Here is a 13,674-nt window from a genome sequence, read left to right as displayed (position 1 = left end):
GTTGTCGGGCTTGTGTTTTTGCTTGCGGGCTTGGGCAAGGTGATGAATATGCAAGGAGCCTCAAGCGCCTTTATGAAGATGGGATTTCCAGGTTTTTTCGGCCCCTTGGTCGGCTGGATTGAGCTCATCGGCGGCGTGCTCTTGATTATTGGCCTCTTCTCGCGCGTGGCGAGTTTTGTTTTGGCCTTGGTCATGCTCGTTGCCCTGTTGAAGGTGCACTTGCCAGGCTACTTCGGCTCGTGGAATATTGTTGCGTCCGGCGTGGCATTGTCGCTTTCTCTCTTTGCTGCACTGCTCACGACTGCGTTTGCAGGCCCTGGGAAGTTGGCATTCAAGCCTGAGAATTAGGTAGCGAAAACTTTTTTTTCTTCTTTCTTCTTTTTTTCTTTGTCTGTTCTTCTGCTTTTTTCTTTTCAGGGTTGGCCGCGCGTTGGGTTATATGAGGTTGTCGTCGTCTTCAGGGACGTCTTGCCAGAAGGTGGTTTCTTGCGTTCCTTCGTTGATGGAAACGCCCTCTTCTTTTACAACCGTTACTTTGTCCGGCTCAGGATTTTTCGGTGTTCCTCTTCCTGAGATTCCCGTTGCGGTGGGCGTTTTGCGGAGGTAATCGTGGGTTGTGAATGGTTTGCCACTTGTTGCGAGTTGAGTGAATCGTTTAAAGTCGATCCACGTGTGCCATCCGTCTTCTTTCTTGAAGGTTTTCTTGGCGAGGAGGACGACGCGCGAGGGGATGTGTTCGGAGACGATGTCGTAGTTGGGGAGGTGGTTGAGCAGTGTTTGCGAAAAACCGACGACTTCTTCGTGGTAGGGCATGTTGGCGAGGGTGAGTCGTTGGCGCGAGGCGCCGATGAACATGTAGGCTTTGCATTCGATGAAGTCGGGGTCTCCTCGTTTGATGAGTGCTGCGTAGTTTTCTGGCTCGGTCATGTTCATGTTTTTGATGAGGGTGAGGCGTATGCAGGTGCGGTGCTTTTTTTTGGCGAGGGCGTCGAGGCTTTTGAGCATGCGCTCGTAGTAGTCGTCGAAGAGGGGTTTGTCGATTTTTTTGAGGAGTTCTTTGTTGGGGGCGTCGATGCTCAGGTAGAGTTGTGTGACCGGGGCGAGTTCTTCTATTTCTTTCCAGTACTGTGCGTTGGTGACGAGGAAGGTGCTGATGCCTTCGTTGTGGAAGAGCGCGATGGCTTCGTTGATTTTGGGGTAGATGATGGGCTCGCCGGTGAGGGAGAGCGCGACGTGCTTTATTGTGTTGGATTGGTGGTAGGTGGTTTTGTTCGCGGTAGGGCTTCCTTTGAAGCCGACGAGGAGGTCGTGGTGGGCTTTTTTGCTTTCTTTTATGATGGTGCCGGGGTCGTCCACGCGCCATTGCCAGTCTTTGCTGACCGGTGCTTTGTATCCGCGCCAGCAGAATGTGCATCGGTTGGCGCAGCTGATGCTGGTTGTCATTTGCATGCATTGGTGGCTCATAATGCCGTAGAACTTGAGTTTGTAGCACCCTCCCTCGCCGCGTATCATTTTCTTCGTCCACCCGCATGTTTTGACAGCGCTGTGGCTTCCGACGATGCGGTAGGCTTGTTTTTCAAGGTGCTTTTTGGCTTGGTCGGTAAGCATTGCGACCGTGGGAGAAAAAGCAGGGTATTAAAACGTTTGTGCTTAGTGCTTGTTTTCTGTTGTGTCGGTTTTTTCTGTTTTTTCTTTGTTTTCTGTTGTGTTGGCTCTTTCTGTTTTCTCTTTTTCTCGCGCTTTGTTGTAGAGCTTCTCGAGAGGTTCTTGAAGACAGGTTCCGCAGGTTGGGAATTCTTGGTTGACAAAATCGTCCATGTTTCTTTTTATGTTGTTTTCTTCTCTTTCCTGTTCTCGTTTCATAGTGTTTTGATAGTTCTCGCACGCTGTCCTGACGGCAGGCAGGTTCAGTGCTCCGTTACTTATGCAAACAGTGTCTGGCGTAAAGTCTTTCGCGACAAAGATTTTGTTTGCAACGAGTATGTTTTCGAGGAGGTGGATGTCGACGTGTTTTTTGAGGAAGGAGTCGAACTTGTCTTTGTTCTCTTGTTCTCGTTTTTTAAGTCGTGCTTTGCTTTCCCTGACGAGGCCTTGGACGTAGTCGGGGAAGGTGTCCAGGGCGGTGTTGCACTCCTTCACTGCCTTTTGTAGTCCTTGAAGATGGTTTTCGAGCGCGGTGTGAAATTCGCGTCCTGTTTGTGTGTTCTTCGGCACGAGGTCTTCTCGCCAGGACCAGTCGCGGCTGTTGAGGTCATATTCGTCCTTGAGCGCTTGGCATCGCTTGACTAATTTTTCTTCGTAGAGGGCGATGAATGGGTCTTGTGGTGATTGAAGAAGTGTTTTGAGGTAGTCGTGTTCGGCTGCTTGGGTTGGTTCTTGGTTTGCAGGAGTTGTTTCTTCTTGTTGGTTTTTGTTCGTTTGTTGGGGTGTTAAGGGGTAGTGCGGGTTGCTTACTTGGTGTTTTTGCAGGTTTCTGCTTTGGTGGTTGTTTCCTTGTGGCGTCGGGGAGTGTTCACCAACGAGAGTGTCAATGCTCTTGTTTTTGTTGGCTTTGCCGTTGGTTTGTGCGGTTCTTTTTTGAGCGTGTTCTGTGTTCTCGTGGCCGTTGCTAAAAATGATGCAGTAGTTTTGTGTAAGTTTGTACTCGCTTTTGTCGACGTTGTTGTTGGTGCACCTGGTAACGGTCACCTTCGTTCTTTCGGTGGGTGGTTGTGCTCTGCTGGTGTGGGTGTATTCGCTTCTGCTGCCAAATAAGGCGTCGAAAATGGTTTTTGTGTTGCCTGCTGCGTACGTGCCGGGCGCGGCGGTTGCCGCGGCGGCGGTGATTGCTGCCGCGGTGTACAGTGCTTTTCCAATGGTTCTTACGGTGGTGGAGAGAGTTCTCATGGTTTCTTTTCGTTGTGTGCTGGGCGCACGAGTTCTTTTTGTCGTTCTCGGCAAAACCAACAAATATATAAAGTTTACTATTGAAGAGTGGCAATAGAATGTGTTGGTGGGGGTGGCGCCCCGCGATGACGTAATCGTGCTCTCTTCAGCGCTCTAAAACCTTGTTCTTTTTAGAAATCAGGTATTTGGAGGGGATGTTCTGGTAGCTTGCACATTTTCTTCGCTTGAAATTCTCTGAAACGATCTTGTTCAACGTGTATTCGTAGAGGTCTTGGAACTGCTTGCGTGATGTTTCTCCCCACACACCCCTCCCGTACCGGCGATCATCGCCAAATCGATAGGTGTTGTGATTGTTGTGATTACTCACGCTTCCCAAGTCGCAGTTGCCGTCCACTCCTGCGTCGCGAAGGAGAATGTGGAGAGCGTTAATGGTTCCTTCAATAGTGAGGGTGTCAGGATAGAAGCGGTCGTGCTGGCTTTGGAGGGTGTTTCGCACCGTGACCCGAAAGAAGCGCTTTTGCATTCTTGCGTGGGACTGCGTGCCTTGCTCCTCCGGGTCCGTCTGTGCCGAGTCCTGGTAAAACTCTTGGCACGCGACCTCTTCGAGGCCGCCGTCAGGAAGAAAGCGTAGCTCCGCCCCTTCCCTGAGAACGTCCTCGGCGAGGTGATAGGCTTGTTCTTGAACGTGTTTGGGAGCTTTTCTCACGCCCGGGTCGGGTGTTGATTCGAGCTGGTACCTGTTGCTTGCAGGTGCGCTGCCAATCGCGGCAGCTAAAAAGAGCAGTGTTGCGGGTCCCCAGCGTATTCGCACGTCATAGCGCCTTTTCAGAGGCGGCCTTGAAGGATGCATGCGAGGAGTGAGTCGAACGAGTATTTTAACTCTTTCGTTAACGCTTTCGTCAAATAAGATACAAGTAAGATACAAGTCATCTGAGGAGTGCAGTGGCTTGGAACGGTTAGTGCAGGCATTGCACGAGCAGGTGAGAAGGTTTTTTAATACGTCAATAATTCCGCAATAATTGACTTTTTCACAATAGTCCACAATGATTCCGAAGAAAGAGAAGGAGGATGAAGTATTTCACAGGCGAAGGAGGCGTGGTCGAACGAGGAAGTGTGGAGGGGAGAATGGCGTCGGTTTCTATTCTTACGCAAGGGTGTAGCGCGAACCAGAGCGACTCTGAAGCAATGGCTGGCGTGCTTGAACGAGAGGGGTTTTTCCTCATTGATGACCCGAGCGAAGCAGATGTGGTTGTGGTGAACACGTGCACAGTGAAGGGCCCGACCGAGGCGGCGCTTCGTCGTATCCTCTCAAGGCTTGATCCCGCCAAGGTGGTGCTTGCAGGATGCGTTCCGCAGGCAGACCCTGCTTCGTTCACGGAGTACGCTCGCCTCGGCCCTGGTCAGCTGGACAAGGTTGCCGAGGCCGCACGCGCCCGCCTTGAGGGGAAGGCCCTCACCTTCCTTGGAAGGCGAGAAGAGGCGGAGAGGCTCTCGCTGCCGTCGGTGCGAAGAAATCGTTTTGTAGAAGTAGTTCCCATTGCTCAGGGCTGTCTTTCTGCGTGCGCGTTTTGCAAGACCAAGCACGCCCGCGGGGCGCTTCGCTCCTACCCGGTAGACGCGGTTGTTCGGCGCGTGAGCGGGGCAGTCGCTGAAGGGGCAAGGGAAGTGTGGCTCACATCGCAGGATTGCGGCGCGTACGGGAAGGACAAAGGGTCTTCTCTCGCAGAGCTCTTGCGCGCGGTCTTGACCATTCCTCGCAAGTTTAAAATCAGGGTGGGCATGGCGAATCCGGAGCATTGCAAAGGGATGATTGACGAACTTATTTCCGCGTTTCGGGATGAGCGCGTCTACAAGTTCTTGCACGTCCCGGTTCAGGCAGGGTCAGAACGCGTTGTTAGGGCAATGCGCAGGGGTCACACGGTGGACGACTTTACGCGCGTCGTTGCTGCTTTTCGCAAAGTGTTTCCGAGGATAACCATCGCGACGGATATTATTTGCGGTTATCCTGGAGAAACAAGAGAGGATTTTGAGGAAACGCTTTCGCTCGTGCACGAGGTCCGGCCTGACGTGGTGAACATTTCTCGCTTTTGGCCAAGGCCCGGAACACCTGCTGCCCGCTTACGCCCCTTGCCGGGTTGGGAAGTGAAACGAAGGTCCGGCGAGCTCACCTCGCTTTTTCAGCGCATCGCACTGGAGAATAATAAACAATGGATGGGGTGGGAAGGCGGAGTACTCTTTACGGAAAAGGGCAAGGAAGGGACGGTGATAGGGAGGAATGACGCGTATAAGCAGGTCGTGGTCCGTGGCGGGGAGGAGTTGCTTGGCAAAAGGAAGCGTGTGCGTGTCGAGGAAGTATCTTCCTTTGATGTACGCGGGCGCGTGATAGGCGCTGATTAGGAGAGGAGGGGGTTGAAAGGTACGCATTAAAAAAGTTTATAAAAAATGAAGGCGTGGTGGGGGGTGATGGCTTTGCTGAGATGTTCTGTGGTGTTCGCAGTGGCGGCTTTGCTTTCTTTTTCTGTGCTCGTTTCTCTGCAAGGATGTGTTCGTCAATCGGCGAGCACCACGCCGGCGCTTTCCGAGAACGTGACGTCGTTTGAGGGGAACGCAACGGAGGGGACGAACGGGTCTTTTTTAGAGGAGGACGGGAAGGAACAAGGCGAGGAAGAGGTTGAGACGGGGAGGGAAGCGTCTGAAATCGTGGTGGAAGAGCCGGCTGATGGCGCGCTTCTCACGAGGGAGCAGCAAGACTTTATTTATTTCCTGCAGGATCCTCGGGCAATAGCGTCGTGCACCTTAGTCATTGATGGCGAGGCGGTGAAGACGTTTCGGATAGGGAATAAGGTGACGAACTCGTTTGGCATGCATTTGCGTAACGGGACGTATACGTGGAAGGTTCGCTGCGAAAAGATCGGCGGCGGCGTTGTTGAAACAAGGCAGCGGTCGTTCACGGTTGCCGTGCAAGAAGAGGAGGAGCCTCGCTACATTTATGCTACAAAAGGGAGTTATTACGTGTTCAATATTGCCTTGGATGAGTGGGAGGGGTCGCTGGGGACGGAGGGAACAAAAACCTTGCCTTTCGCTCGCCCGAGCGACACGTTGGAGGTGGTTATCAGGCCATCAAAGGGGAGCGAGCCGTTGGGGAACGTCACGCTTTATTTTCGCAACGTGATTGACGACTACGTTCAAGGAAAGAAGTACCTTCTTTATGAACAGAGGACGCCGGTGTTTTCCAGTGGAAAAATTTACGAAGGAGAACAACTTCCTCTGGATGTTGACAACGACGGCATCCCTGAGCTGGTCTTTTCTTGGTCGCCGTATTTGAGAAAGATTAACTTCACAGTGCGCTCGCCTTAACGGAGCGAGAGGAGCGTGCACGGAAAGGTAAGGGAGGTGCGTGTGTGGTGTTCTCGCCACGAGCGAGCGGCTTCGTTAGATGTCCGGCACGACTTGAACTACCCACGTGTTTCCTTCTTTTTTAATTTCCATGTCGGAGTACGTGACTGCTTTGATGTGGCAGGCGATGTCGTACTGGCCTTGGTAGGTGTCGCCCGCCAGCGCCGCGGAAAGATGGAGGTGGTCTTTGTCTATGTGCAGGCTCTCGACGTCGTGAAGAAGAAATCCTTCTGTGTCTTGAAGCGTGACGAGTTCTTCGAGGAAGTCGTAGAGGAGGGAGCGTAGCCGTGTGCTCTTGACGCCGACGCGCTTGATGTATTTTGGCTTGACGTTGTTGATGTCCGTGATGACGCTAAAGAGCGCTTTGGCTGCGTTGGCGAACGCTTCTTCAAGGGTTTTTCCGTAGGCGCGAAACTTCACGTCTGCCGTGTGATCGAGGAATTCATACGGCTTGTTGGTCGATGTCATGGTGGTGAGGTGTTGATGGTGTTTTAAGAACGTTTGTGTACGGCGTGGTTTGTGCGCGGGGTGAAGGGCGGGGGGTCCCTTATGCGTTTTTGCAGAGGGTGCAGTTGCGCGGGAGGGTTCGGTCTTGCCTTCGGTGGGCGGTGCAGACCGCTTTTGACCCTCGAAGCGCAAGGGAGAGGTGGTAGAGCGCTTCTATTGCCGTGGATGGTTTCGCGTGGATGAGGCCTGCAGTTTTCTTGATCTCTGCCAGTTCTTTTTTGGTAAAGGTGACTTCGCCTCCCCGTTTTCCTTTGAGGTATTGGGAGATTGCTGCCTCGGTGAGGCCGAGGAGGCGTGCAGCTTCTTTTTGGGAGCAGCCGTAGTGGTCGAGAAGTGCTTTGGCGACGTTTTTTCGTATGGCGGGGAGGAGGAGCCAGACGTCAACTTCTTGAGGCATGGTGTGTGGCATTAAACTATCGTTAAGCGAATTTTGTTTTTAAGTGTTTTCTTCTTCCGCTTTTTTTTCTTCGTTTGTTTTGTTTTTTTTGCTTTTTTTGAGTGTTTTTTTTAGCAGTTTCCTTTGGCGTGTTTTGAGAAACGCTTATAAACGCCTTGTTCTTAACCATTGTTAAGAATGGTTGTTGATGTTTCACGAGAACGGTTTGATACACCGGACAAAGGAAAGGTTCGCTACGTTGCCAAACCAGGAATTTCTGAGGAGCTCGTGCGGGAGATTTCAGCGTCGAAGGGCGAACCGGCATGGATGCTTCAAAAGCGCCTTGAGGGGCTGAAAGCGTTTTACGAGCTGAAGATGCCCTCGTGGGGGCCGAGCTTGCAAGGCCTGGATCTTGATGCGATTCATTACTTCATCCGGCCGGACGCAAAGAAGGACAGCACGTCGTGGGAGGAGGTGCCTGGAGAGATTAAGCGAACGTTTGAAAAACTTGGAATTCCGCAGGCGGAGCGCAAGGCCCTCGCAGGGGTGGGTGCGCAGTACGAGTCAGAAGTTGTGTATCACAAGCTAAAGAAGGAGTGGGAAGCGCAAGGCGTTGTCTTCTTAGATTGTGACGAGGCGGTGAAGCAGTATCCTGAGATGGTGAAGCAGTATTTCATGACCACGTGCGTTCCCATCCGGTTGCATAAATTTGCCGCGCTTCATGCTGCTGTGTGGAGTGGTGGCACGTTCATTTACGTCCCGAAAGGTGTGAAATTGAGAACGCCCTTGCAAGCGTATTTTAGGATGAATGCGAGGAGGGGCGGGCAGTTTGAGCACACCCTGATCATTGTTGACGAAGATGCTGAGTGTCACTACATTGAGGGTTGTAGCGCTCCTCAGTACATGGAGAGCTCGTTGCACGCGGGATGTGTTGAGATTCATGTTCTTCGGGGGGCTCGGGCCAGGTATAGCAGCATTGAGAATTGGAGTAAGAACACCTATAATTTGAACACCAAGCGCGCATTGGTGCATGAGCGGGGTGTCATTGAGTGGGTGAATGGCAATATGGGCTCTGGCGTCACGATGCTCTACCCGTGCAGCGTTCTGGCAGGCGACGAGAGCAAGAGCGATTTTTTGGGGATTGCGTTTGCAGGTCCTGGGCAGAATCAAGATACCGGAGCGAAGATTTTGCACATTGGGAAGAACACGAGCAGTACGACGGTGAGTAAGAGCATGAGTAAGGGAGGGGGAGTCACGTCGTATAGGGGGTTGCTGCACATCGCCAAGGGCGCAGAGCGTGCCAAGGCGAGTGTTGAGTGCGACGCCCTCATGGTTGATGACGTAAGTGTGAGCAACACGTACCCGGCTATGGATGTGAAGGCGCGTTCAGCAACGGTGGCGCACGAGGCAAAAGTTGGTCGTATTGATGAGCAAACATTGTTTTACCTCATGAGCAGGGGGTTGGATGAGGAGGAAGCTACGCGTATGGTTGTTTCTGGCTTTATTGATCCGGTCATCAAGGCGCTGCCGCTCGAGTACGCTGTCGAGCTTAATAGGCTGATTGAATTGGAGATGGAGGGGTCGTTGGGATGATGTTTGAAGTGAGTGTTGCACCAAGGCTTTGCAGTGAAGACGTGTTTTCTTCATTCCTGAGAGCAAGAGCGGAGGAAATGGGGGAGCCTGCTTGGTTGCTGGATGTGCGCCGCCGTGCGTTTGCGAACCTTGCGGGGCCGCCAAGGATTTCGTACCGGAGGGGCTTGGGTATCGTTGTCACGCCCAAAAAGGATCCTCACCGGGCGTTGGAGGTGGTCCCGAATCCTTCCAGCGCCATTCGTGTTGAGGCGGGAGAAGGTGTGTTATCGTTTCGCGGGCGTTCCTTGCAAGAGGTTCCTTCCAGTGTGAGAGAGGAGGTGATGAACGCGCTGAATACGCGAAGCGATCCGTTTGACCTTTTTCACCTTGCGTATGCGAGTGACGTGCACGTGCTCGTCTTGCCGGAGGGGAGGCGTTGTGGCAAGCCGGTGAGTGTCTCTGTTCGAACGGGTTCGGACGCGCTCTTTTGCACGCATCTCATTGTAGCAAGCGGTGAAAGCACGGCAAATGTTCAGTTTACGCTGGAAGGGAAAGGGTATCTTAGCCAAGAAGTGATAGTGCTTGCAAAGGAGCAAGATTGTGTCGGCGTTGCAACATTGCAGCGGATGGGTTCTGGTTCGTACGCTCGTAGCAAGACGCTGGGGGTTGCACAGGAAAAAAGTCGGTTGGCGATTTCTGAGTTTGTTTTTGGCGGTGGCTTTGTGCGAAGCGATTGCGAGGTGAAGCTTGCTGGGAAGGGTGCGCAAGCGTTCCTCACCACGCTCTTTCTGGGAGGGGGTGATGAGCGAAGGGATGTTGGCGCTCGCGTTATGCATGAAGCTCCTGGTACGAAGGCGAACATCGTGGCACGCGGCGTATTGAGTGGTCGGGCAAGAGGGTTGAGCAGAGGGCTTATAGGGATAGGTGAGGGGGCCACGGGAGCTGATGGTCGGCAGAAGCAAGATATTCTTTTACTCAGTGATGGTGCCGAGGCATTCGCAGTTCCTGATTTGGAGATACGAAATAATGAGGTCGCGTGCAGTCATGCAACCGGGATTGGCCAGCTTGACGAGGAGCAACTGTTTTATCTCAGGAGCAGGGGGCTTTCACGAAAGGAGGCATCAAAACTTTTAATTAAAGGATATTTCAAGCCCGTTCTTGATTCTTTTGCGTGTTGCGCCCAGCCCGAGCGCGTAGCGGAGGAGTTGGATTCGCGCTTGGAGGCGGTATTGGAGGGGGGAGTATGAGTTTTTCGGCTCTCGACGCCAGGAAGGTGCGGGAGTTGTTCCCGCTTATTGGAAATTTGCGCGCGGCGTACTTGGATACTGCCGCGACGTCCCAGAAACCAAGATCGGTCATTGAGCGGGTTCGCTTGTTTTACGAAGAGGAGAACGCGAATGTTCATCGCGGGCTCTACCCTTTGAGTGAGCGTGCTACGCAAAGGTATGAGGGGGCGAGGGAGTTGGTTGCACAGTTTCTAGGTGCGCGAAGCCACGAGATTGTCTTTACGAAAAACGCGACTGAAGCGTTGAACCTGTTGAGTTATTGCTTGCGCATGGAGGGGAAAAAGAACATCGTTCTCACGGAGATGGAGCACCATGCGAATCTCATCCCTTGGCAGCAGAGGGCGAAGCGTGACGGGCTTGAGTTGCGCTTTATCAAGATGAAGGATGATTTTACGCTTGACTTGGCCGATGCAAAGCGAAAGATTGATAGTGAAACCGGAGCGGTTGCCTTTGTGCATTGTAGCAATGTGCTCGGGACCATCAATCCGGTGAAGGAGCTTGCAGCACTTGCTAGGCGTCGTGGCGCGGTGAGTATTGTTGATGGTGCACAGAGTGCGGCTTGCTTGGAGATTGATGTGAAGGCGCTTGGTTGTGATTTTTTCGTGTGCAGCGCTCATAAGATGTTTGGACCGACAGGAGTGGGTGTGTTGTTCGGCCGAGAAGCGTTGCTTGAACAAATGGAACCGTTCTTGACCGGTGGGGAAATGATTACTCGCGTGACGTACAACGATGCAGAGTGGGCAAAGATCCCGCATCGTTTCGAGGCGGGAACGCCCCACGTTGCCGGCGTTCTCGGCTTGGCTGAGGCTGTGTTGTTTTTGCGTTCGTTGGATAGGAAAGGCGTTATTGCGTACGAGAAGGAGTTAGTGGCTAAGGCGAGGGAGCTGCTCACAAGCATTCCAGGAGTGCGCGTTTTTGGTCCTCCGGCGGATGCGTGCGCAGGTATTGTTTCTTTCAGTCTCGATGGCGTGCATCCTCACGACGTTGCAGCGATTTTGGCCAGTGAAGGAGTCTTGGTAAGGGGGGGGCATCACTGCGCCATGCCGTTGATGGGGCGGCTCGGCGTTCTCGGCACGGTGCGCGCGAGCTTTTCAGTCTATACAATTCCTGAAGAAGTGGAGCGGCTTGCAGCTGCTGTGGACAAAGCGAGGAGGGTGTTGGGATGAGTGTGAGCGATGAGGTCGGAGAGGCTGGGGTGTATCGGGAGCAGATTATTGACTTGTTTAAACACCCGCTCAACAAAGGAACGTTGCCAGGCGCGACGCATGCGCGCCGCGCGGATAATCCTCTCTGCGGCGATGATGTCGCTGTTGCTTTGCGAGTGGAGGAAGGCGTTGTTCAGGATGCGAAGTGGGAGGGGCACGGGTGTGCATTATGTGTTGCGTCTTCTTCGCTCCTGACTGAAGACGTGAAGGGGAAGCGGGTGGAAGACGTGTTGGGGCTGACTGCTCATGATGTGCAGGAGCTCTTAGGGGTTAAGCTCGGTCCTGTGCGGTTGAAATGTGCTTTGTTGCCGTTAGAAGCGCTTAAGGGAGCGGTGAAGCAAGAAGGAACAGCGGAGAGAAGGGAGGGTGAATGAGGATGGTGGCTTTGCTAGCATTGAAGGATGTGCATGTGCGTGTTGAAGGAAAGGAGGTGGTGAAAGGCGTTTCGCTCTCGTTGGAGAGGGGGAAGGTGCACGTTCTTATGGGGCCGAACGGGAGTGGGAAGAGTTCGCTTGCTTACGCGCTCATGGGGCATCCTCGCTACGAGATCACAAAGGGAGATGTGCTCTTTGAAGGAACGTCGTTGCTGGGCCTGTCAGTGCATGAGCGTTCTCGCAAAGGAATTTTTTTGAGTTTTCAACATCCGGTTGCAGTGGAAGGTGTTTCTGTGACGAACATGCTTCGTGCAGCGCTTCAGGCGAGAGGGGGCGGGCGTGTTCCTTTCATTCGTTTTAGGAAGCAGTTGGTGGCCGCGGCGAGCGCGTTGGGCATTCCAGAGTCGTTCTTGGATCGGAACCTGAATGAGGGTTTTAGTGGCGGGGAGAAGAAGAAGTTCGAGCTTCTCCAGTTGCTCGTGTTGGATCCGAAGCTTGCTATTCTTGACGAGATCGATTCCGGTTTGGATATTGACGCGCTCAAAGTAGTCGCGAAGGGTGTGAACACGTTCTTGTCATCGGACAAGGCTGTGCTTATTATCACGCATTACAAGCGGCTCTTGGATCATTGCAGGCCTGATAGGATATTCATTTTGAAGGATGGAAAGGTTGTTCAGGAAGGGGATGGTTCTTTGGCCGATCACTTGGAAGAAAAAGGCTATGCGTGGCTTGAGGAGGGGCGTGGTGGCTCTTGATTCTTGTAAAAAAATTTTTTTTTTTAGGTAATGATGCCGCAGCCAATGCATTCGTCGTTGTCGTAGAAGACCGCGTATTGTCCGGGGCTGATGCCTTGGTCTTTCTCTTTCAGGGCGATTTTGGCGCCGCCTTTTGTGAGTGTGATGGTGCACGTGTTGAGTTTCGGCCCGTGTCGGAGCTTGACGAGGAGCTGTTGTTGGCGTGGGGGTGTTCCTGAGATCCAGTGCAGCTGGGTGGTGGTGAAGACGCGTCGTTCTTTGTCGAGGAGGCTGTAGTGGCGGGAGACGTAGATGGTGTTCGTGGAAGGGTTTTTTTTGACGACGTACCACGGACCGTGGCCGAGTCCGAGTCCTTCGCGCTGGCCTGCTGTGTAGAACCAGTGTCCCTTGTGGGTTCCTAGTGTGGTGCCGGTTTCGTATTCGATGATGGGTCCTTCTTGCTCTCCGAGGTGGTGCTTGATGAATGCTTTGAACTTGATGCGGCCGAGGAAGCAGATGCCTTGGCTGTCCTTTCTGTTCTTGGTTGGGAGGTTGCGTTCTGCAGCGAATTTACGGACGTCTGCTTTTGTGAGGTGGCCGATGGGGAAGAGGGTTTTGCTGAGCTGTTGTTGGGTGAGTGTGGCAAGGAAGTATGTTTGGTCTTTGACCGGGTCGGGTGATCGGATGAGTGTGTACATGCCTTCTTTTTGTTTGGTTTGTGCGTAATGGCCTGTTGCGACTTTGTCGGCGAGCCTTCCCACGAGGCGCAGGAACATGCCGAGTTTCATGCGTTCGTTGCAGAGGATGTCAGGGTTGGGGGTGAGGCCTTGGCGAATTTGTTCGAGCACGTCTTTGACGACGCATTCCCAGTAGGCGTGTTGGATGTTTAGGATTTTGAGGGGCACGCTGAGGTGTTTGCATACGGCGTGTGCGTATTGGAGGTCTTCTTCCCAGGGGCAGTCGGAGAGGTGGGCGAGTTCGTCTTCGAGCCAGAATTTGAGGTAGAATGCGTGAACGTCGTGCCCTGCTTCTTTGAGGAGAGCGCAGGCTACGGATGAGTCGACACCGCCGGAGAGGAGGAGGGCTATGCGCATGATGCTCACGTGTGAGGGGTTTTGTGCGGGTGTTGATAAACGTTTCCTGTTTTTACCTTCGTCCCGGGCGTATTCTCTTGTTTTTTGTTTGTTGGTTTTTTTTGGAGTGGTTGTCGGGGCTTGCTGTTTGTTCAGCCCAACCCCCGCACAAACAATAGTATAACTACTGAATAATGACGAAACATTTATAAAGGGGTTCTTTTTTTCTGGCGGAGAAGCGTGAAGACGTGCTCAGTTGGAGGGG

The 13,674-nt window shown here is 52.9% G+C and carries 14 protein-coding genes; 8 read left to right on the top strand and 6 right to left on the bottom strand.

What is annotated here, in order from left to right; all coding sequences use genetic code 11:
• The coding region (locus D6783_05225) for a DoxX family protein (GenBank protein ID RME52336.1) at positions 1-348 on the top strand (348 nt) is incomplete at its 5' end.
• An 87-nt stretch (positions 349-435) separates the two neighbouring features.
• On the opposite strand, the gene D6783_05220 is transcribed toward D6783_05225, so the two are convergent.
• The 3 genes from D6783_05220 to D6783_05210 all read right to left on the bottom strand — a co-directional run bounded on the left by D6783_05220 (position 436) and on the right by D6783_05210 (position 3,736).
• Entirely contained in the window at positions 436-1,608 is a 1,173-nt protein-coding gene (locus D6783_05220; GenBank protein ID RME52335.1) for a 4-demethylwyosine synthase TYW1, read from the bottom strand.
• A 42-nt stretch (positions 1,609-1,650) separates the two neighbouring features.
• A complete protein-coding gene (locus D6783_05215) occupies positions 1,651-2,949 on the bottom strand; it encodes a hypothetical protein (protein RME52334.1) in 1,299 nt (432 codons plus the stop codon).
• 82 nt (positions 2,950-3,031) lie between these two features.
• Complete coding sequence (locus tag D6783_05210) at positions 3,032-3,736, bottom strand: hypothetical protein (GenBank protein ID RME52333.1); 705 nt, start codon at positions 3,734-3,736, stop codon at positions 3,032-3,034.
• A gap of 218 nt (positions 3,737-3,954) precedes the next feature.
• On the opposite strand from D6783_05210, the gene D6783_05205 reads away from it, so the two are divergent.
• Positions 3,955-5,283 (top strand): tRNA (N(6)-L-threonylcarbamoyladenosine(37)-C(2))-methylthiotransferase, encoded by a 1,329-nt coding sequence (locus tag D6783_05205; GenBank protein ID RME52332.1) that lies wholly within the window; start codon positions 3,955-3,957, stop codon positions 5,281-5,283.
• An 87-nt stretch (positions 5,284-5,370) separates the two neighbouring features.
• Positions 5,371-6,243, top strand: a complete 873-nt coding sequence (locus D6783_05200) for a hypothetical protein (GenBank protein RME52331.1) — start codon at positions 5,371-5,373, stop codon at positions 6,241-6,243.
• Positions 6,244-6,318: 75 nt separating this feature from the next.
• Here D6783_05200 and D6783_05195 read toward each other — a convergent pair whose 3' ends face one another.
• Positions 6,319-6,750: an archease gene (locus D6783_05195; GenBank protein RME52330.1), complete on the bottom strand. Its 432-nt coding sequence runs from the start codon at positions 6,748-6,750 to the stop codon at positions 6,319-6,321.
• A 79-nt stretch (positions 6,751-6,829) separates the two neighbouring features.
• On the bottom strand, positions 6,830-7,198 hold the full coding sequence (locus D6783_05190; GenBank protein RME52329.1) for a helix-turn-helix domain-containing protein: 369 nt from the start codon (positions 7,196-7,198) through the stop codon (positions 6,830-6,832).
• Positions 7,199-7,354: 156 nt separating this feature from the next.
• Between D6783_05190 and sufB the strand changes: the two genes are divergently transcribed.
• From sufB to sufC, 5 genes are read left to right on the top strand one after another with little or no spacing between them, the layout of a single operon-like run.
• Positions 7,355-8,758 carry a Fe-S cluster assembly protein SufB gene (sufB, locus tag D6783_05185; GenBank protein RME52328.1) on the top strand — a complete coding sequence of 468 codons (1,404 nt, stop codon included), beginning with the start codon at positions 7,355-7,357 and terminating at the stop codon, positions 8,756-8,758.
• Positions 8,755-9,984, top strand: coding sequence for a SufD family Fe-S cluster assembly protein (locus D6783_05180; GenBank protein ID RME52327.1), 1,230 nt, complete (start codon positions 8,755-8,757; stop codon positions 9,982-9,984). The genes sufB and D6783_05180 overlap by 4 nt, the downstream gene beginning before the upstream one ends.
• Complete coding sequence (locus tag D6783_05175; GenBank protein ID RME52326.1) at positions 9,981-11,189, top strand: cysteine desulfurase; 1,209 nt, start codon at positions 9,981-9,983, stop codon at positions 11,187-11,189. Before D6783_05180 ends, D6783_05175 begins: the two co-directional genes overlap by 4 nt.
• Positions 11,186-11,602 carry an iron-sulfur cluster assembly scaffold protein gene (locus D6783_05170; GenBank protein ID RME52325.1) on the top strand — a complete coding sequence of 139 codons (417 nt, stop codon included), beginning with the start codon at positions 11,186-11,188 and terminating at the stop codon, positions 11,600-11,602. The genes D6783_05175 and D6783_05170 overlap by 4 nt, the downstream gene beginning before the upstream one ends.
• Before the next feature lie 2 nt (positions 11,603-11,604).
• The gene (gene sufC, locus D6783_05165; protein RME52324.1) at positions 11,605-12,357 is read left to right on the top strand and encodes a Fe-S cluster assembly ATPase SufC; all 753 of its coding nucleotides are present in this window, start codon (positions 11,605-11,607) and stop codon (positions 12,355-12,357) included.
• Between the two features lie 23 nt (positions 12,358-12,380).
• On the opposite strand, the gene mnmA is transcribed toward sufC, so the two are convergent.
• Positions 12,381-13,430 carry a tRNA 2-thiouridine(34) synthase MnmA gene (mnmA, locus tag D6783_05160; protein RME52337.1) on the bottom strand — a complete coding sequence of 350 codons (1,050 nt, stop codon included), beginning with the start codon at positions 13,428-13,430 and terminating at the stop codon, positions 12,381-12,383.
• Positions 13,431-13,674 lie beyond the last annotated feature (244 nt).

This window comes from Candidatus Woesearchaeota archaeon (genome assembly GCA_003694805.1).
Taxonomy (GTDB): Archaea; Nanobdellota; Nanobdellia; order Woesearchaeales; family J110; genus J110.
The sequence above is the reverse complement of the archived record's forward strand: the minus strand, read 5'-3'. Positions and strand labels throughout refer to the sequence as shown.